Annotated in this window: 20 protein-coding genes; 13 read left to right on the forward strand and 7 right to left on the reverse strand. The window is 35.9% G+C overall.

Going from position 1 to position 18,813, the window contains the following annotated elements; all coding sequences use genetic code 11:
* The 4 genes from ABWU47_RS04215 to folD are packed head-to-tail and all read left to right on the forward strand — an operon-like array spanning position 1 to position 2,994.
* On the forward strand, positions 1–1,284 hold the full coding sequence (locus ABWU47_RS04215; protein ID WP_353285585.1) for an HlyC/CorC family transporter: 1,284 nt from the start codon (positions 1–3) through the stop codon (positions 1,282–1,284).
* 13 nt (positions 1,285–1,297) lie between these two features.
* Positions 1,298–1,564, forward strand: coding sequence for a DUF2312 domain-containing protein (locus ABWU47_RS04220; RefSeq protein ID WP_010082293.1), 267 nt, complete (start codon positions 1,298–1,300; stop codon positions 1,562–1,564).
* Positions 1,557–2,132 carry a UbiX family flavin prenyltransferase gene (locus ABWU47_RS04225; RefSeq protein ID WP_006280027.1) on the forward strand — a complete coding sequence of 192 codons (576 nt, stop codon included), beginning with the start codon at positions 1,557–1,559 and terminating at the stop codon, positions 2,130–2,132. Before ABWU47_RS04220 ends, ABWU47_RS04225 begins: the two co-directional genes overlap by 8 nt.
* Positions 2,116–2,994: a bifunctional methylenetetrahydrofolate dehydrogenase/methenyltetrahydrofolate cyclohydrolase FolD gene (gene folD / locus ABWU47_RS04230; RefSeq protein ID WP_155968464.1), complete on the forward strand. Its 879-nt coding sequence runs from the start codon at positions 2,116–2,118 to the stop codon at positions 2,992–2,994. The genes ABWU47_RS04225 and folD overlap by 17 nt, the downstream gene beginning before the upstream one ends.
* A 523-nt stretch (positions 2,995–3,517) precedes the next feature.
* Here the strand turns inward: folD and ABWU47_RS04235 are convergent.
* The 4 genes from ABWU47_RS04235 to ABWU47_RS04255 are packed head-to-tail and all read right to left on the reverse strand — an operon-like array spanning position 3,518 to position 4,577.
* Positions 3,518–3,682, reverse strand: a complete 165-nt coding sequence (locus ABWU47_RS04235) for an IS3 family transposase (protein WP_010082072.1) — start codon at positions 3,680–3,682, stop codon at positions 3,518–3,520.
* A complete protein-coding gene (locus ABWU47_RS04240) occupies positions 3,675–3,836 on the reverse strand; it encodes a DDE-type integrase/transposase/recombinase (protein ID WP_353285586.1) in 162 nt (53 codons plus the stop codon). Before ABWU47_RS04240 ends, ABWU47_RS04235 begins: the two co-directional genes overlap by 8 nt.
* Positions 3,837–3,839: 3 nt before the next feature.
* Positions 3,840–4,262 carry an IS3 family transposase gene (locus tag ABWU47_RS07095; RefSeq protein ID WP_174930894.1) on the reverse strand — a complete coding sequence of 141 codons (423 nt, stop codon included), beginning with the start codon at positions 4,260–4,262 and terminating at the stop codon, positions 3,840–3,842.
* 51 nt (positions 4,263–4,313) lie between these two features.
* Positions 4,314–4,577: a transposase gene (locus tag ABWU47_RS04255; protein WP_049973625.1), complete on the reverse strand. Its 264-nt coding sequence runs from the start codon at positions 4,575–4,577 to the stop codon at positions 4,314–4,316.
* Positions 4,578–4,681: 104 nt separating this feature from the next.
* Between ABWU47_RS04255 and ABWU47_RS04260 the strand changes: the two genes are divergently transcribed.
* The 4 genes from ABWU47_RS04260 (at position 4,682) to ABWU47_RS04275 (ending at position 7,136) form a co-directional block, all read left to right on the forward strand.
* Positions 4,682–4,867, forward strand: a complete 186-nt coding sequence (locus ABWU47_RS04260) for a hypothetical protein (protein ID WP_182319079.1) — start codon at positions 4,682–4,684, stop codon at positions 4,865–4,867.
* Entirely contained in the window at positions 4,848–5,189 is a 342-nt protein-coding gene (locus ABWU47_RS04265) for a hypothetical protein (RefSeq protein WP_006280030.1), read from the forward strand. The genes ABWU47_RS04260 and ABWU47_RS04265 overlap by 20 nt, the downstream gene beginning before the upstream one ends.
* Positions 5,190–5,228: 39 nt before the next feature.
* Positions 5,229–5,870: a fructose-6-phosphate aldolase gene (gene fsa / locus ABWU47_RS04270; RefSeq protein ID WP_236515101.1), complete on the forward strand. Its 642-nt coding sequence runs from the start codon at positions 5,229–5,231 to the stop codon at positions 5,868–5,870.
* A 336-nt stretch (positions 5,871–6,206) separates the two neighbouring features.
* Entirely contained in the window at positions 6,207–7,136 is a 930-nt protein-coding gene (locus ABWU47_RS04275) for an ankyrin repeat domain-containing protein (RefSeq protein WP_006280032.1), read from the forward strand.
* Positions 7,137–7,139: 3 nt separating this feature from the next.
* On the opposite strand, the gene secA is transcribed toward ABWU47_RS04275, so the two are convergent.
* Positions 7,140–9,800 (reverse strand): preprotein translocase subunit SecA, encoded by a 2,661-nt coding sequence (gene secA / locus ABWU47_RS04280; RefSeq protein ID WP_006280033.1) that lies wholly within the window; start codon positions 9,798–9,800, stop codon positions 7,140–7,142.
* Between the two features lie 219 nt (positions 9,801–10,019).
* Here secA and ABWU47_RS04285 point away from each other — a divergent pair, with 219 nt between their 5' ends.
* Positions 10,020–13,520, forward strand: a complete 3,501-nt coding sequence (locus tag ABWU47_RS04285) for a tetratricopeptide repeat protein (protein ID WP_082246101.1) — start codon at positions 10,020–10,022, stop codon at positions 13,518–13,520.
* Positions 13,521–13,558: 38 nt separating this feature from the next.
* On the opposite strand, the gene odhB is transcribed toward ABWU47_RS04285, so the two are convergent.
* Complete coding sequence (odhB, locus tag ABWU47_RS04290) at positions 13,559–14,731, reverse strand: 2-oxoglutarate dehydrogenase complex dihydrolipoyllysine-residue succinyltransferase (protein ID WP_077188159.1); 1,173 nt, start codon at positions 14,729–14,731, stop codon at positions 13,559–13,561.
* Between the two features lie 761 nt (positions 14,732–15,492).
* Here odhB and ABWU47_RS04295 point away from each other — a divergent pair.
* The 4 genes from ABWU47_RS04295 (at position 15,493) to ABWU47_RS04310 (ending at position 17,814) form a co-directional block, all read left to right on the forward strand.
* Positions 15,493–15,672, forward strand: coding sequence for a hypothetical protein (locus tag ABWU47_RS04295; RefSeq protein WP_077188158.1), 180 nt, complete (start codon positions 15,493–15,495; stop codon positions 15,670–15,672).
* Between the two features lie 97 nt (positions 15,673–15,769).
* Positions 15,770–16,648 (forward strand): hydroxymethylbilane synthase, encoded by an 879-nt coding sequence (hemC, locus tag ABWU47_RS04300; protein ID WP_006279934.1) that lies wholly within the window; start codon positions 15,770–15,772, stop codon positions 16,646–16,648.
* A complete protein-coding gene (murB, locus tag ABWU47_RS04305) occupies positions 16,639–17,526 on the forward strand; it encodes a UDP-N-acetylmuramate dehydrogenase (RefSeq protein ID WP_006279935.1) in 888 nt (295 codons plus the stop codon). The genes hemC and murB overlap by 10 nt, the downstream gene beginning before the upstream one ends.
* Before the next feature lie 96 nt (positions 17,527–17,622).
* The gene (locus ABWU47_RS04310) at positions 17,623–17,814 is read left to right on the forward strand and encodes a hypothetical protein (protein WP_006279936.1); all 192 of its coding nucleotides are present in this window, start codon (positions 17,623–17,625) and stop codon (positions 17,812–17,814) included.
* A gap of 23 nt (positions 17,815–17,837) precedes the next feature.
* Here the strand turns inward: ABWU47_RS04310 and ABWU47_RS04315 are convergent.
* Positions 17,838–18,622, reverse strand: a protein-coding gene (locus tag ABWU47_RS04315; protein WP_238513981.1) for an IS5 family transposase whose coding sequence is annotated in 2 segments (ribosomal slippage) — positions 17,838–18,301 and positions 18,301–18,622 — 786 coding nt in all. Because the reading frame shifts where the segments join, the coding sequence is not laid out codon by codon here.
* Positions 18,623–18,813: the final 191 nt, after the last annotated feature.

Genomic DNA, 18,813 nt, shown 5'->3' on the forward strand with positions numbered 1-18,813 from the left:
ATGGATTGGTTATTGGTCTTAGTATCATCAGCAATTTTTGTTTTGTTAGTTTTATCGTTTTTGTTCTCAGGAGCAGAAATAGGCTTAACCTCAATTAGCCGTTCTCGAGTTAATAAGCTAAAGCTAGACGGTAACAAAAAAGCCAGGGTAATAGATCGCTTATTAAATAGGAAAGAATTGACAATAGGAACGGTATTGCTCGGCAATACAATTATTAATATTACTTGCTCTGCTTTATTTACAGCAATATTTATCAATCTTTTTGGAAATGAGGTCATTCTCCTATCAACAATTATAATGACATTTTGTATTTTATTGTTCTGCGAAGTTCTACCAAAAACTTATGCTATTCAAAATCCTGAAAAATTTGCATCATTTTCTGCTTATTTTGTATTGTTTTTTGTAAAGATTTTTTCTCCATTGACACTAGGTATTCAATTTATTGTTAACCTCATCCTAAAATTATGTGGGCTGCATAAAGATAAGGAAGTGATATCTGCAGCGGATGCAATGCGTAATATGATTACTCTTCACCGCAGTGAAGGAACTATGTTGCAACAGGATTTAGATATGCTAAGCAGCATACTTGATTTGGCTGAGACAGAGATATCACAAATTATGACCCATAGAAGAAACCTATTTTCTCTTGATATAGATCGGAATAAAGAAGAGTTAATAAGAGAGATTTTAACCAGCAGTCACAGTAGAGTACCTTTATGGCAGAAGGAACCAGATAACATTGTAGGTGTAATTCACGTGAAAGCTCTAATAAATGCTTTGCGTGAAAAGAATAATAAAGCGGAAGAAGTTGACATTACCCAAGTTATGTCAAGGCCTTGGTTCATACCAGAAAGTACACCGCTCAGCGTGCAACTTCACAACTTCCGTAAGAACAGGAAACACCTTGCATTTGTTATTGATGAGTATGGAGCACTGCAGGGAATTGTAACTCTTGAGGATATACTGGAAGAAATAGTTGGAGAAATTTCGGATGAACATGATTTGATTACGGAGAATTTTATAAAGAAAATATCTGATAATATGTATCACATAGAAGGAAAATCTACTATTAGGGACATTAACAGGCGGTTATACTGGAATCTCCCTGATGAAGAAGCTACAACTCTAGCAGGTATGATTGTAAATGAAATAGAGCGCATTCCTGACGAAGGCGAGGAGTTTTCCATGTATGGGTTTCGCTTTAAGATTTTAAAAAAAGATAAAAATATTATTACTGTTGTTGAAGTGCAAGTAAAAACTGGTAATACTAGTAGCAGCAATTAATTAGTGGAGTTTCATGGAAGATACAGTAAAAATAACGGCTGAAGAGTTAAAGGGTTACATAGAGAGAATCGAAAAACTTGAACAAGAAAAGAGGGATGTGCAAGATCACATTCGTGATGTATATGCAAAAGCCGCAGATGAAGGTTGGGATATAAAAGTGATGAAACAAATTATTAGGCTGAGGAAGATGGATGATGATGACAGAGAGGAACAAGAAATATTGCTTGATACCTATAAACGTGCATTGGGAATGAGCTACGAAGAAGAGTTAAGTGAATAGCAGAATTGTAATTGGAATAAGTGGAGCATCTGGTTCTATTTACGGTGTGCGTATTTTAGAAGCGTTGAAAGACGTCGATTATGAAACTCATTTAGTGATAAGTCGTGCTGGGAAAATAACTTTAGCTCACGAGATTAAAGAAAAACTTGAAGATATTACATCACTTGCAGATTTTTACTATTCTGAAGAAAAGATTGGAGAAAAAATAGCAAGCGGCTCATTTAAAACCTCAGGGATGATTGTAGCACCATGCTCTATGAAGACAATGTCTGAAATCGCATCAGGTGTTACTTCCAATCTATTGACAAGGGCTGCAGATGTAACGCTAAAAGAAAGAAGAAAGTTAGTTCTTATGGTGCGAGAGTCACCACTGCATCTTGGGCATTTACAAAATATGTTAAAATTAACGGAGATGGGAGCAATTATTGCTCCACCAGTGCCTGCTTTTTATATTAAACCGAAATCGTTGGATGATATTATTAATCATTCTGTTGGCAAAGTATTGGATTTATTTGATATCAAATTACCCGACTTTAAGGAGTGGCAAGGAAGTGACAATTATTATTGATGGTAAAAAAATAGCAAACGACCTATGTGAGAGGCTATCACAAAAAATTGATATTTTAAAGAGAGAGTATAACATTTTTCCTTGCCTGAAAGTAATTCTCGTGGGCAGCAATCCAGCAAGTCAGGTTTATGTTCGCAACAAACAGAAAAAAGCAGAATCAATAGGCATAAGTTCTGAGACCATTGTTTTGCCTGATAATATTTCAGAAGATGAATTAATTGAAAAAATCAATGAATTAAATGAAGATCCATCTGTGCATGGCATTTTAGTGCAATTGCCTTTACCAAATCATATTAGTGCAAGCAGAGTAATTAACACAGTAAGTGTTGAAAAAGATGTAGATGGCTTTCATGATGAAAACGTTGGCAAATTAGTTAAAGGTGAAAAAAACTGCCTTATACCTTGCACTCCTAAAGGTTCTTTGCATTTAATTAAGTCAATTGAAGAGAACCTTTCCGGTAAAAACGCAGTGGTAATTGGTAGGTCAAATATCGTGGGCAAGCCAATGTTTTACCTGCTATTGCAAGAAAACTGCACTGTCACCATCTTGCATTCACAAAGCAAGGATTTAGCTGAATATTGCTCTAAAGCGGATATAGTAGTTGCAGCAGTCGGAAAGCCAAATTTTGTTCAAGCAGACTGGATAAAGAAAGGTGCAATAGTGATCGATGTTGGCATAAATAGCGTTAACGTAGGAAAGCTTGTAGGTGATGTTGACTTTGAAGGAATAAAAGGGAAAGCCAAAGCTATGACCCCAGTACCCGGGGGCGTTGGCCCAATGACCATTGCATTTCTAATGATGAACACTGTTATTGCTGCTTGCTTGCAAAAGGGAGTTGATGCTTCTGATTTCATTAGTTGAGGTATGAAGAGGAAAGCTATATGAAGATAGAATGTACCATATCACAATTAATAAAAAATTGAGATTTTTGAAATTCCTCAGTAGTCAAATTTATTAAATATTTAGGATCATCATCTATTCTTTTTTCTCTACAAGTATAGCTAAAGTGGCTTAGGTTTACCTACAATTTGAAAAACAACAAATTCGTCATTCCGCTACTCGTTAGCGGAATCTATGCTGAGATACCGCGGCGGTATGACGTAGGGAAACCTTTCTTGGGTTAGCTATAGTTAGTGGAATTGCAAAGTTTCTAGGCATAAAAAGCTTTGAACCTAATATATGAGCCAAACTTGATTTTCCAACCGTAGATACACCTGTAATAAAAATAATAGTCTTCATTTTGTGAATTTACTTGCTATATGAACTATCGGAGAAATTTTTTTATAGTTTATAGTATCTGACCTTACCCAGAAAAAGTGGAGAGAAAGTGTGGAATGTTTTTTACAAAAAGAATGATGCATCAAATTGTTCTGGAATGCAATAGTTAATAGTGACGTTGTTTGTTATAAAAAATTTCTATGTATTCAAATATTGCAGTTCTAGTTTGTTGAGCAGAGTGTTGTGAAGTATCAATAAGTATTTCTCTTTTCAATGAGCTAAAGAAGCTTTCTGCAACAGAATTGTCGTAACAACAGCCTTTATTACTCATCTATATTCTTTACAGCTAAGAGATATTGATACCCTTGCGCAGTATATTGTGAACCTTGGTCACTGTGCAGCAGTAGATTTTTAACAGGTTTACGCCTATTAATGGCCATTAATAAAGAGTTCATAACCAATTGTTTATTTGTTGCACTACTCATTAACTACCATACGTGAGAATTATTGCTGCCAAATATAGCCATCCCTCCTTGGTTTTGATGTAAGTAATCCCATACTTTATTTGGTTGATCAACAATAAAGTTTTGATCTAGTATATTGGGAGCTACAGCTCTATTATCTGTTTGTTGTTTTTTAATTTTAAACTTTCTTCTCAGTATAGCCCTGATGTCATTTTTCTGCATAATACTTTGCACCGTTTTCAAATTGCAACTTTTACCCAAAGCCTTCAATTCAGCATGAATTTTAGGAGCTCCATATCTACATTTAGAAACTTGATATATTTTTTGAATAGCTTCGAGTAGCTCTTTATTTGCTGATTCTCTACTGCTTATTTTTCTTGTGGTCCACTTATAGTAGCAACTAGCAGAAAATCCTACATAATTCCTGTACTTTATAGCAGTTACTATGCTCTTTTATAAAAAAATATTTTACTCTTTTTGACTGGCCAGGGCTTTTTTTTAAATGTCTCTTTCCCTTGTTACTTTTGCTAACTCTTTCTGTAAATCAAATCTCTCTTTGTCGTAAGGAGCCATGTTACCTCTACCTGGAAATGCATCTGCTGCCGACTTTTTTTCGTTGTGTTTCTTTATCCATTTTCCTAATAAACCACCCTTTATTCCTAAATCCTTTGCTGTTTTTGTAATTGTTTGACCTACCTTTCTTTGTTCATTTGCCAGCTTAACAGCTTCCAATTTGAATTCTGCCGTATATTCTCTTACCATTTCTAATCCTCCAAAATTTTATTTTACCCAAAAAAACTCTTTTCTTTCTCTCCACTTTTTCTGGGTAAGGTCAATATACCAGTGCCGAAAATAGTTGACAAAGATTGTGTATACTTATTACAATTATTTGGGTACCAGAAGTTTTTACGGCAACAAAGTATGCACTAACTATAAGTAAGGAAGACTTTAAGCAGGCAATAAAAAAAATGAAGGAACGTTTAAAAGAGATTAAAGGAGAGAAGAAAAAGGTAAAAGGGAATACGGCAGAAAATGAATCTTATTACAAATAGCATAAAGGGCTTTTATTCTAGTGTTAAATCGGACCTAGATTGGCAAGCCAGACGTAGTCTTATTAGGACATTAGTAAAAGAAGTCAACATTGATCTTGATAAAGTAGATGTAGTATTTAAGATCAAAGAACTTGAAAACCCCGCCCAGAATGGACAAAATCAAAAGATGGTACATTGTCTAAGGGGTCTGGGCACTGGGATGACATCTTTTTTCTTGGTACAAATTACTCTTATGTCTCAATATTTGTACAGTTGTGTTATCGGCCGTTTGATGTTTACAACGCAGGAAGTTCATACGGTTGTAAGTCAAGCGGTAGGATGACAAGATTTTGCAAGGGTATTTTTTTTATAGGAGATTAATATGGAAATTTTTCTTGATAGCGTTGATTTAAATGAAATTAAAGAACTAAAGGAGTTCATTGACGGCATAACAACTAATCCTTCTTTAATAGCAAAGTCCGGGCGTAAAGATAAATACGAGGATTTAGTGCGTGAAATATGCTCTATTATAAAAGGGCCTGTTAGTGTTGAAGTTGTTGCAGATAGCCATGAAGAGATGATCACAGAAGGTCTGAATTTAGCAAAAATTGCTGATAATGTTGTGATCAAATTACCTCTTACACATGAAGGATTAATTTCTTGTAAAAAGTTATGGACAGAGCATAAAATACCTGTTAACATCACATTATGTTTTTCTCCTGGACAAGCACTGCTTGCCGCTAAGGTCGGTGCTTGTTTTATTTCCCCCTTTATTGGTCGCCTTGATGATATAAGCTATGATGGCTTATCGCTAATAGAAGATATATGTACTATATATTCTAATTACGGTTTTGATACTAAAGTTCTTGTTGCATCAGTGAGAAGCCCAGCGCATGTAATAGAAGCTGCAAGGCTTGGTGCTGATTCAATTACTGTGCCAGCAAAAGTACTTAGACAATTAATTAATCACCCACTTACTGACCAAGGACTAGCAATATTTGAAAAAGACTGGGGTGTAAAATAATAAACGGTTACAAATGAACATAAAAATTGGCGTATCCGTTCAGGCAATGGCGTCAACTTAAGAGCCTTCATTAGCAAACTCTCCTAAAGACATGATGGCGTTTGCTACCTTATTGCGGCTGCCCTGGTCGAATTTTAACTTTATAGCTAACCCAAGAAAGGTTTCCCTACATCATACCGCCGAGGCGCTAACGAGTAGCGGAATGACGAATTTGTTGTTTTTCAAATTGTAGGTAAACCTAAAGCTATAGAAAAAAAGAAGAACCAGTTTCTTAGTTTTTCATTGACATAATCCACTCCATATGCCATAATAAAATTTTATATCTTGGAGAAGGAAATGACATTAAGGTTAACACTACAAGAAGTCAACAGTAGTCCAGATCTGAGTAAGGAAAATTTAATTGATAGAATTAAAGATAAGCTGCAGCAGGAAAATCAACTTACATATGATGAGTGGAAAAAAAACGAATTTGATATAAATTACACGTTTATAGTGCTCAAGTGCAATTTATTACTTATAGCAGCTGAAAATGGCTATGAAAAAGTAGTAAGATACTTAACAAAAAACGGAGCTAATGTTAATGTACAAGATGAATGGGAAAAAACCTCCTTACATTATTCTGCTCAGCATGGGCATGCACAAGTAGTAGAAGTTTTGCTAGAAGAAGGAGCAGACGTTAATGCACAAAATGAAGATAAAGGGACTCCTTTGCATTATGCTGCTTATAGTGGTCATATAGAAGTAGTAAAACATCTTATAAAAAAAGAGGCAGATGTTAATGTAGTGGACAGATATGGAAGAAGTCCTTTACATTATGCTGCTGAGAATGGATACACACAAGTAGTAGAAGTTTTGCTAGAAGAGGGAGCAGACGTTAATGCACAAGATAAAGACGGAAGAACTCCTTTATATTATGCTGTTTATTACACTCATGGTGAACATCCAAGACTAAATTATCAACATCCAAAAGTAGCGAAACTTCTGCTAAATTATGGTGCAGATCCATCATTTATTCATAGACCTGAAGCTATAACAGCAGGAATTACTGTAGGTATATTAGCTGCCATTGTTGCTCCATTAGCACTCATTTATGCTACTGCATTACCTGCACTAGCAATAGTTGGAATTACTGTGGCATCTGCACTGATCGTTGGTGGAATTTCCTATGGGGTTGCATATAAGTCATCAGAGCATTCATTAAACAGTAAGCTAAGTGAGGTTAGCTGCAGTAATGTTGATGGAAATAAACAAACTGTACAACCATAATTATTAATTCACCACAGTAACCGCGCCGTGGCAGTGTTTGTACTTCTTTCCAGAATTACAAGGGCACTTGTCGTTTCTTGAGACTTTGGGAAGTCTGCTATTTCTAGCAGAATGTAACCTATTGCCTATCTCTTGGTTATCTGCCAACTTAAAGTGCGCTAGGCGGTGAATGGTGAGTTCCTTCCATTTTTCAAGCATTGACTCAAACATCAAGAAAGCTTCGCGTTTAAATTCATTCAGTGGATCTTTCTGCCCCATGGCACGTAGGCTTATGCTTTGTCTTAGGCTCTCTAGAACTGAAAGGTGTTCCCTCCATAAATGATCAAGTGTCATTATCATCATTTGCTTCACGATCGTATTCCACAAATCTGTAGTGTGCTGACTGTTGAAATATTTTTCTTTCTCAGTAAAAAATTCTTGTATCTTATCATTTATATAATCCAAAGCTTCTTGTTTGTTTAAAAACTTTGCTAAATCTTCTTTATCAAGCGTTATTCCATACCTTGTATGGAATTCTTTGACTATATCTTCAATATAATCCTCATAATAGCCACTTTGGACTATACCTTCTATTACGCTCTCATTTACTTCGCTATATACTTCAAGTAAATCATTAATTTCGTTGCCTAAGATATTGTTTCTCTGCTTAAAAATAACTTTACGTTGGTTGTTGATTACGTCATCAAACTTAAGTAGAGATTTCCGCACGTCATAGTTTCTAGCTTCAACTTTCTTTTGTGCTTTCTCGAGTGCCTTATTGATCCATGGATGATGAATAGCTTCGTTATTCTTTAGCCCTACTTTTTGTAAAAAACTTCTCATTCTATCAGAGCCAAATATTCTCATTAGGTCATCTTCGAGCGATAAAAAGAACTTAGAAAGTCCAGGATCCCCCTGACGACCAGAACGGCCGCGTAATTGATCATCTATTCTCCTGCTTTCATGTCTTTCGGTTCCAACCACACATAAACCACCAGCTTTTATAGCAATTTCCTTATCTTTTTTTACTCTTTCAACTATTTCTTGGTATTTTTTTTCTCTTTCATCAGCATTTTTTATCTTCTTTAGCTCCACCTTTGCAATCATTTCAGCATTTCCACCAAGCTGAATATCAGTTCCACGTCCTGCCATGTTAGTTGCTATAGTGATACTACCTGGCACTCCAGCTTGCGCTATTATGTACGCCTCTTGTTCATGATAACGAGCATTTAATACTGAATGCTTAAGAGAATGGCTTTGCAAAAGCGCAGAAAGCTTCTCAGAGTTTTCGATGCTCACCGTGCCAACAAGGACCGGTTGAAGGCGTTTGTAGCATTCTTCTATAAACTTCAACACAGCATTAAATTTTTCCTTTTCTGTACCGTAAATTTCATCATCAATATCAACTCTTTTTACAGGTACATTGGTTGGAATTTTTACTACATTTAATCTGTATATATCACGAAACTCTTCTGCCTCTGTTGCTGCTGTTCCCGTCATTCCGGAAAGTTTATTGTACATACGAAAGTAATTCTGAAATGTGACCGATGCTAAAGTTTGGTTTTCATGCTGAATTTCAAGATTCTCCTTCGCTTCAAGTGCCTGATGAAGACCATCGGAATATCTCCTGCCCTCCATCATACGCCCAGTAAATTCATCAATAATCACTACCTTGCCATCCTTTACTATATAATCTTTATCAGCAGTAAACAGCTTATATGCACGTAATGCTTGGTCTATATAATGAGTCATTATCATGCTGTCAGTATCATAGAGCGAGGAATTTTCAGGAATGAGATTGTATGACCTTAGTAGTTCCTCCACTCGTGAAATACCATCTTCAGTCAAGAATACCGTTCTACCTTTTTCATCTACTTCATAATCGGAGTCAACTAATTTGGTTACTATTTTATTGATATGCTTATATATCTGATTGTTTTCCTCAACCGGGCCAGAAATAATAAGCGGAGTGCGAGCTTCATCAATGAGTATTGAGTCCACTTCATCAACTATTCCGTAGTGAAAGCCTCTCTGAACCATGTCTTCTTGAGAAAATTTCATATTGTCTCGCAGGTAATCAAAGGCAAGCTCGTTATTTGTGGAATACACGATATCTGCACTGTAAGCCTCTTTCCTCTCTTCGTCTGTCAAGTTATTCGTAATAAACGCAACAGAAACCCCAAGAGAATTATATAATTTGCTCATCCACTCTGTGTCTCGTTTTGCAAGATAGTCGTTAACAGTTACGACATGTACGCCTTTCCCTTCTAAGGAATTTAGATATGCTGCTAAAGTTGCAACGAGTGTCTTTCCCTCTCCTGTTTTCATTTCTGATATCATGCCATTGTGGAGCACCATTCCACCAATCAGTTGAACATCAAAGTGCCTCATGTTAAGAAACCTTCGAGAGGCTTCACGCACAACTGCAAATGCAGGTACGAGAAGATCATTTAACGTTTTCCCATTTTTCAATTCTCGATTGAATTCTTCAGTTTTACCAGCAAGCTCCTCATCAGATAAGCTCTGCATTTCTGTTTCTAATGCATTTATTTGCTGAACAATTTTCCTAAAGGATTTTATTATCTTCTTGTTTGTTGATCCAAATATCTTTCTTATAAAAAAGAATGACAACGTAAAAATAAAAAATATAAGAATGGCTGTCAAAATTAGCGGAGAATCTAGCATAAACTTAAGTAAAGTCTTATTTAATATGAGATTATATTACTAAATGCAGCCTACAGCAATGACATATTAGATTCGGGGAATCTTTATGCTTAAGACAGCAAACAAAATTGACCCTGTTCGGCACTGTTATTACAATGTTAAAGAATCTGTTGCATTATCTTAGGCACTTGGTGACTTTAATTTTTTATAGAAAGAAGTTATTCGTAGGTTTAGTAGGGTATGAATGTAGAAAACAAACAGTCTGAAGTACTTAGTAATCGTACATTTAAGAAGAGAGATGGCACATCAACAGGTGATCATGGTCGCAAGTATGAAGTAAAATTATTAATGCTGTATCTACTTCATGGGTTAAGTAGTAAAATTGACTTTTGGTTAGCATCAAACATAGAAGGTTTTGGAGCCTTTGATGATATTTTTTTTGAGTATAAAGATCAGAAGAACAAATCGAGAATTATCTTGGTTCAAGCTAAGCACTGCAATACACATCGCTCTCCGAAGAATATTACTTTTGAAGATTTGTTTATTGATGGAAATGATAGAAAGCAACAGAAAGAAGATTTCGGGTTAAACAAATATTTTGAATCTCATCCTGAGATTAAGCAAAACCCTGAGTGTAAGAACAGTGATATTACGCTTGTCATTCATACTAATGTCAATGTGAACCTAAAAAAAGGTACAGAGAAGCAAGGAAGCGTAGAAACATTAGAGAAGTATCTGGAAGAGTCAAAGTTAACAAATGATAACACTTTAAATATTTATGAAGGTCAAAAAGGAACGTGCTACAAAATAAAAAATCATACTGAACTGAAAAAATACTTCAGTTGTGGTAGTGACGATGAAATAGAAGATTTTTTACTTAGAATAAGGTTTGTAGTTGATCAACCTAATCATTCAAAATTAGATGATATTATTAAGAAAGAAATAGGGAATATATACAAAATATCAGGGGAAGAAGATATTGATACGGTTTTTGTCCGTGTATTTGACAAGGTAGAGAAATGGTGGGCACAAAAGGGTAGCAAAGTTTCTTATCTAACAAGAAAAGACGATTATTTTAGGGAAGCTATAGAACATCTTTATAGTCTCAAACCTAGAGAAGATCTATTTGAACGGTGGAACATTCCACCTAAAATAGCTAGTGGAAATTTCATTGAACGAGAATATCTCAATGAAGAAATAGTAAATCATCTAAAGACAAAAAATGAGCCAGTTATATTAACTGCTTTGTACGGGTTAGGTGGAGTAGGTAAAACACAGTCAGTGCTAGATTTTATTCAAAAACATGGGAAAGAATACAAGGCAATATGTTGGTTTAATGCAAAAGATGAAGATCAACTACTCAGTGAATATGTTAATTTAGGAAGAAAATTAAATATTATTCACGATGAAGACAACATTTCTATTGCACAGCGAGCTTATTATGTGAAAAACTGGCTAGAAGATTCTAAACGTGAAGGCTGGTTGTTGATTTATGATAATGTATCAAATTATGAAGTCATTTCTAAGCTCAGACCTACAAAAGGCGGCAAAATAATAGTTACGTCTCGTAATACTGAATGGCCACAAGGGAGTATAGGTGTAGACGTTTTTACTCCTCCAGAATCAGAATTATATGTTAAGAAAATTCTAGGCCAGGTTTCAGAAAGCGATAGGCCAAATATAGGTATATTGGCAGAAAAGTTAGGTAGATTACCTTTGGCATTAGCTCAGGCTTGCGCTTACATCAAAGAAAACAAAATGACTATCTCACGTTACTTAGAAATTTATGCAGAAAGGAAGCTTTATTTATTATCTCATAAAACACTACCTAAGGATTCTAACCATGAGCCTGTGTTTATTACTTGGGATATTACAATGGACGCAATTCGTAATGAGTCTAAACTAGCAAGCAAGTTGTTAGTAGCTTGTGCATATTTAGACAATGATATTCCTAAAGATTTGTTAAGAATATTTCCTGAGATTGTAGAGAACAATTCTGAAGAAAAACCTTTTGAAGAAGTATTAGGTATATTATTGAGATATTCGATGCTAGTGTCCAATGAGCAGAGTAGTAGTGTTTCTATTCACTGTTTAGTACAAGATGTAATTAGGCTAAAGTCAAAGGAAAGTGGAAAAATTAAAAAAGATATAAAAACCGTTTTTCAATTATTAAAAGAAAGCTTCCCTGACGACAGTGACAAATTAGAAGATTATGCTAAGAAACGACAGTTGTTACCACATTTAGAAACGTTCTTATCACATATAGATGATTGGCTAGGAAAAAATCCTTTAGAAAAGCAAACAATAGAGAAGGATTATCTTGTGGATTTGTTAATACGAATGAGTGATGGATATTATTACTTGGGTAATCCTAGAAGACAAAAGGAGTCGCTTGAACGGGTTTTACCTATCTTTAGAAAACATTATGGATCTGATCATTTTATAGTCGCCACGGCACTGACAAACCTCGGTATCGCTTGCGGGGATTTAGGTGATCACAAGAAAAAAAAGACGTTGCTTGAACGGGCTTTACCTATTTCTGAGAAACATTATGGCCCTGACCATTTCGAAGTTGCTGCCATACTGACAAACCTAAGTAGTTCCTACGGGACTTTAGGCAATCATGATAAACAAAAGGAGCTTCTTGAACGGACTTTAACAATTAAAGAGAAACATTATGGCCCTGACCATTTCGAAGTTGCTAGGACACTGGCAAACCTTGGTAACTCTTATAGGGCTTTAGGTACTCCTCAAAAAGCAAAAGAGTTGCTTGAACGAGCTTTAGTAATTCAAGAGAAATATTATAAACCTAATCATTTTGAGGTTGCTAGGACACTAGTGAATCTAGGTAATGCTTACAGGAATTTAAGTGATCCTCAGAAGGCAAAAGAGTTGCTTGAACGAGCCTTAGTAATTCAAGAGAAACATTATGGCCCCAATTATTTTGAAGTTGCTATTACACTAACAAACCTTGGTGTCTTTCATGGGGATTTAGATGACTACGAGAAACAGAAGGGGTTACTTGAACGGGCTTTAGCAATTAATGAACAACATTATGGCCCCGACCATTTCGAAGTTGCTAGGACACTAGTGAATCTAGGTAACGCTTACAGGGATTTGGGTAATCCTCAGAAAGCAAAAGAGTTGCTTGAACGAGCCTTAGTAATTCAAGAGAAACATTATGGCCCCGATTATTTTGAAGTCGCTATTACTCTGACAAACCTTGGTATCTCTCATGTGGATTTAGGTGACTATAAAAAACAAAAGGAGTTACTTGAACGGGCTTTAGCAATCAAAAAGAAACATTACAGGCCTGACCATTTTGAAGTTGCTAGAACACTGGCAAACCTCGGTAATTCTTATAGGGTTTTAGGTAATCCCCAGAAGGCAAAAGAGTTGCTTGAACAGGCTCTAGCAATTCGAAAGAAACATTACGGCCTCGACCATTTTGAAGTTGTTAAATTACTGGCAACCCTCGGTATCGTTTATGGCACTTTTGGCGATCATCAGAAAGCAAAAGAGTTGTTTGAACGAGCTTTACCTATTTTTGAGAAACATTATGGCTCTGGTCATGTTCAAGTTGCCAAACTACTGGCAAATCTTGGTATTGCCTATGGCGCTTTGGGCGATCACAAGAAACAAGAGAAATTGCTTGAACAGGCCTTGCCTATTTTTGAGAAACATTATGGCCCTGATCATCCGGAAGTTGCTAAACTGCTGGCAGAACTAGATGACATTTAGGTTTTTAGCAATACTGGATTAACAACAATTCATTTGAGCTACACTTCCAAAACTAATCTATTTGGATCTTCTATATAATTTTTTATTTTAACGAGGAAAGTTACTGCTCCTTTGCCGTCAACTATTCTGTGATCGTAAGAGAGAGCAATGTACATCATAGGTCTGATTTCTACTGCATTACCAACAGCAACTGGCCTGTTTTGTATTGAATGCATTCCAAGTATTCCAGATTGCGGAGGGTTTATTATCGGAGTAGAAAGAAGCGAACCGTATACTCCGCCGTTTGAGATAGTGAATGTTGCACCTTCCATTTCTGATACTTGTAATTTACCTTCGCGAGCTTTTTTGCCAAGAGCAACCAAAGTCAACTCAATTTCTGCAAATGACATCTGATCGGCACCCCGAATAACTGGTACAACAAGACCTTTATCGGTGCCAACAGCAACACCTACGTCATAGTAATGTTTATATATGATTTCATCGCCTGAGATTTCAGCGTTAATTTCAGCAATTTCTTTCAATGCTTGCACCGTTGCCTTTATAAAAAACGACATAAAACCAAGTTTTATTCCATATTTTTTTTCAAAGGCGTCCTTATATTTTGCTCTTAGATCCATGACATTTTTCATGTCAATTTCATTGAACGTGGTCAGTATTGCAGCAGTATTTTGCGATGCTTTCAAACGAGCGGCAATTACTTGCCTTATTTTGCTCATTTTTACTCGTTCCTCTCTTTGCTCTCCATTTACTACACTTTTTGGCAATTCATATTGTTTTATTGCAGGTTGTTCAGCTTTGTTCATATGGCCTATCACATCTGCTTTTGTTATTCTGCCTCCCATGCCAGTTCCTTTGACGCTTTCTGCACTGATTGCATTTTCTTCCATAATTTTACGAGCTGATGGAGCATCTTTTTTAGCAGCACTTTCGCTTTTATCTTCTTTTCTCGCTTCCTCTTTTACTTCTCCCATGGAAAGCTTTGCTAACAATTGATCAGGACTTATTACATCATCTTCTTTTATAAGAAATTCAGTTATTTGCCCTGAAGCTTCTGCAGTTAATTCGAGTGCTGTTTTGTCAGTTTCAATTTCAAAGATCAAGTCATCTACTTTTACTGCTTCTCCAATACCCTTCTTTATTTTTACTATACCTTCTGTAACTGATTCACCACCAAGAGTTTTTGGTGCTCTGATTTCTATAATTTTGCTCATAAAACAACTTCCGTATAAAACTTTCTATAGATTTATACATGAAAAGAGACATGTAATAAACTAATAAATTCATTGAGGCTCTTATCATTTAGAAGTGACAAACGGATAACATATTCCCAAATGTCATTCCAGCACGTGACGCTAGGCCATAAAAATTCCTTGACAAGCTTTGTCAGCCCCCCTATCATGGTACTGAAGCTATTTATTTATCTTCGCAATCTGTGCAGGTTAATGACAAAAAACTTAGGGTATTTGGCGTCTCATGTTTAATTTTTCGCACTGCGTGCATCGCATGTCTTTAAAAATTTTTAGGTTTTTACCTATATAAGCCGAAACGCGCTTACAAAGCGTTTAAGACAGCAAAAAACGTCAAATTGACAAGGGAGAATTTGAATGCTAGCTACTACGGGGTTTCTTTGCCTTTTTTCCTGCTTAGTAAATTTCTTAAACACTTGCGGTGTAGGTTAGTTGCAAGTTAAAAGCAGCTAAATCGCTCTTAATCAAGCGTTTTAGAATAAAAAAAACGCCGATATTTTAGTACATAGTAAATAGCCAACCACCACGGGGCTTCTTTTGCCTTTTTTTTCGCTTGGTAAATTTTTTAATATTTATAGCTAAACGACAACCGTCATCCCGCTGCTTGTTAGCGGGATCTAGAGATACCGCGAATGAATCGCGGTATGACGGTTAAATAATTCGTCATCCCGCTACGTGTTAGCGGGATCTAGAGATACCGTGACGGTATGACGGTTCGCGGTGGTATGACGATAAGGTTTATACCTTGTCATGCAAGTAGCTTGACACTAGAATCCAGTAAGCTTGTTTATGCATATAAAAGGTTATTATTTTGTAAAGGCAAAGTTGCTTTTGGTTTTAAGTTAAAGTACAATAAATGCAAAGGCTCATATAAACTGGATCCAAGTAGTCAGCTACTCGGATGACATCAGAGAGAGGGTAACCGAAGTTCATGCGATACACGTTACCAAAGTGTTTAAATAATTAATTAGGTTAAGGTTTGGTATTCAAACAGTCGTACATATGCTAGTCAAAATAGGTACCAGAGGAAGCAAGCTTGCAGTTGCCCAGGCTTTGGAAGCAAAACAAAAGTTGCTGGACTCTTTTCCTAACTTATCTATTGAAATTGTTAAGATAAAAACTTCTGGAGATAAGTATGCAAACGCAAATCTTGCTGAAATAGGAGGTAAAGGATTATTCATTAAAGAAATTGAGGCTGAATTGCTCGAAAATAATATAGATATGGCAGTTCATTCGTTAAAGGATGTGCCTGCGTTTTTCTCAGGGGGCTTAACAATTCCTTGTGTTTTAGAAAGGCTAAGTCCATGCGATGCGTTTATTTCTCATAAACACAATAGCCTTGAGTCTTTGCCACAACAGGCTATTATTGCCACTTCTGCAATAAGAAGAAAAGTTCAGTTACTAAATTTTAGACCAGATTTAAATATAGTACCGTTACGTGGAAATGTAACAACTAGATTGCAAAATCAAAGTTTTGATGGAATAATTTTAGCTGAAGCAGGGCTCATAAGATTAGAAAAACATCACTTAATTACAGAGGTATTGCCACCAAAAGTTATGTTAAGTGCAGTGGGACAGGGAGCGATTTGTATTCAATGTAGAAGGAATGATGTAAAAATTATCGATCTTTTAGAGAAAATTAATAATAATATGTCTTTTATAAGAGTGAAATCAGAGCGCAGTTTTATGAAGACAGTGAATGCTTCATGTTTTACACCACTTGCAGCTTTGGCTGAATATGTGAGCGAAAATATGCTACATCTTCGTTGTATGTTGGCAGATGAAAAAAATATATACTTCACTGAGCGCACTTCATTTATAGAAGATGCGGAGAAAATGGGTATGGATGCAGGGTTAGAGTTGAAATCAAAATGCTTATAAGCTTACCTAAAGTACGTGGAGTCTATCGTTATGACATCTTAATGTCTAAAGCAACGTGGTTAAATGTCGGTGGACGAGCTGATATATTATTTAAACCACGTGATATTGAAGATTTAACATGCTTGATTAAAAACACTGAGTTGCCAATCAACGTTATCGGTGCAACATCCAACATAATAGTGCGGGATAGTGGCATTCGAGGAATAATAGTAAAATTGGGTAAGGAATTTTCATATATAAAAAGTAAAGGTAACAACTCCATTGTTGCAGGTGGTGCTGCGCTGCTCAGGAACCTTGCTTACTTTGCAGGAGAGCAACAAATTGGTGGACTTGAGTTTCTAGTTGGAATTCCAGGAACAGTTGGTGGCGGAATAGAAATGAATGCAGGTGCGTATGGTAGTGACATCGCAAGCGTTGTACAATCCATAAAAGCAGTGAATCTAGAGGATGGAAACCTATATGAGTTCTCCAGCGAAGAAATGGGGTATTTTTACCGTGGACATAGCCTAAAAGGAAATTGGATTTTTGTTGAAGCTGAGTTTAAAGGAGTAAACTCAGAGTATGAGCTTATACTGCAAAGGTTAAAGGAAGTTATTGAGAGGAAAAATAAAAGCCAGCCAATAAGAGGAAAAACTGCTGGGTGCATATTCAAAAATCCAAAAAACTACCGAGCATGGGAGTTAATTGATAAATCTGGCTGCCTAGGGTTAAATATTGGTGGAGCTAGAATCTCTAAGAAACATTGTAACTTCTTGCTCAATTACGATAATGCAACTGCATCTGACTTGGAAAACCTTGGCAACAAAGTAAAAGATGCAGTAAAGGATAAATTTAATGTTGAACTTGAGTGGGAAATAAGGGTTTTGGGTAGCTATTAGATAGTTTTTATAGCTTATGTATATTCGTTCAGGAGAACGGCAAATAAGGTAGACAAGTAATCTAAAAAAATAATCATAGAGAAAACGTGAGGTAATGTGGTTAATCTTGTAGAACTTTGCAAGAATCTAGAGAGAAAAATAGCAAAGTTATACCAATTCTCATTATTAGTGAATCAAATAAGCGATATTGCAGAGTTATTTAATTGTGGAGTGAGAAAGAAAGGCAATAGTATGGCTTTTTTTCCATTGTTGCCTATCCGTTTGTTGTGCAGTGGGAATTGGTATTAGAGGTTGTCCGGAAACAAGTAAATTCAAGCATATTCCCTCTTTAACATAACCCTACTCATAGCTAGGTATATGAAATTCTCAGTGGATGTTGTGAGTAAATCATACTCCTTCGATAGCCTTCTATTCCTATTAACCCAAGCAAAAGTCCTTTCTACAACCCATCTTCTTGGCTGTACTTTAAACCCTTGTTCTCTTGTTGGTAGTAGCTCAGGTGGCGTATCTTTGTGCACCCAAAATCTACATGGAGGCCTTGTAACAATTTCAATATCTATGTCATATTCTTCCTTTATGTGATTCTTTAAATTTCTTCCTTGGTATCCCATGTCAGCCCACATTTTTTTAACTTTAGTATATTTTGTTCTCATATTGTTTAATGCTATTTTAATACCATCTCTATCATTTTCGTTAGCAGCGCCTACGTAACAACCTAGTATAAAACCCTGAGTGTCTGTAATTATATGCCTTTTTCTACCCTTTACTTTTTTACTTCCATCATAGCCTTTGATCCCCCCTTTTCTGTAGTCTTTACAGATTGACTATCTACTATACAGGCACTCGGCTGCTCATTCCTTCCTATTTTTCTTCTACTATATTTTGTAATTTCATAATTCATTTTCTCAAAAATTCCCTGCTTCTTCCATTGCCTGAACTGCTCATACACAGTCTTCCATAGCGGAAAATCATTTGGTAAATACCGCCATTGACACCCTGTACGCAATACATAGAAAATTGCTTCTAATATTTCTCTTTTGCTATACTTTGGCGGCCTTCCTCCTTTCTTGTATGATACTCTGAAGTGTTTTTCTATTCTTGCCTATTCCCTTTCGCTTAGATCTGTTGGATACTTTTTTCTCATCTTTACCCCGTACTAAAATTTCAGATATTATAGCCTTTTACTTGTTTCCGGACAACCTCTAAGCTGAACGGACACTATTGTTATACTATATCTTATATACAATTGTGCAATATGGATAATGGCAACAAATTTACTAACGAAAT

Origin of the sequence: Wolbachia endosymbiont (group A) of Gastracanthus pulcherrimus, assembly GCF_964028265.1 — a bacterium.
GTDB classification, from domain to species: Bacteria; Pseudomonadota; Alphaproteobacteria; order Rickettsiales; family Anaplasmataceae; genus Wolbachia; species Wolbachia pipientis.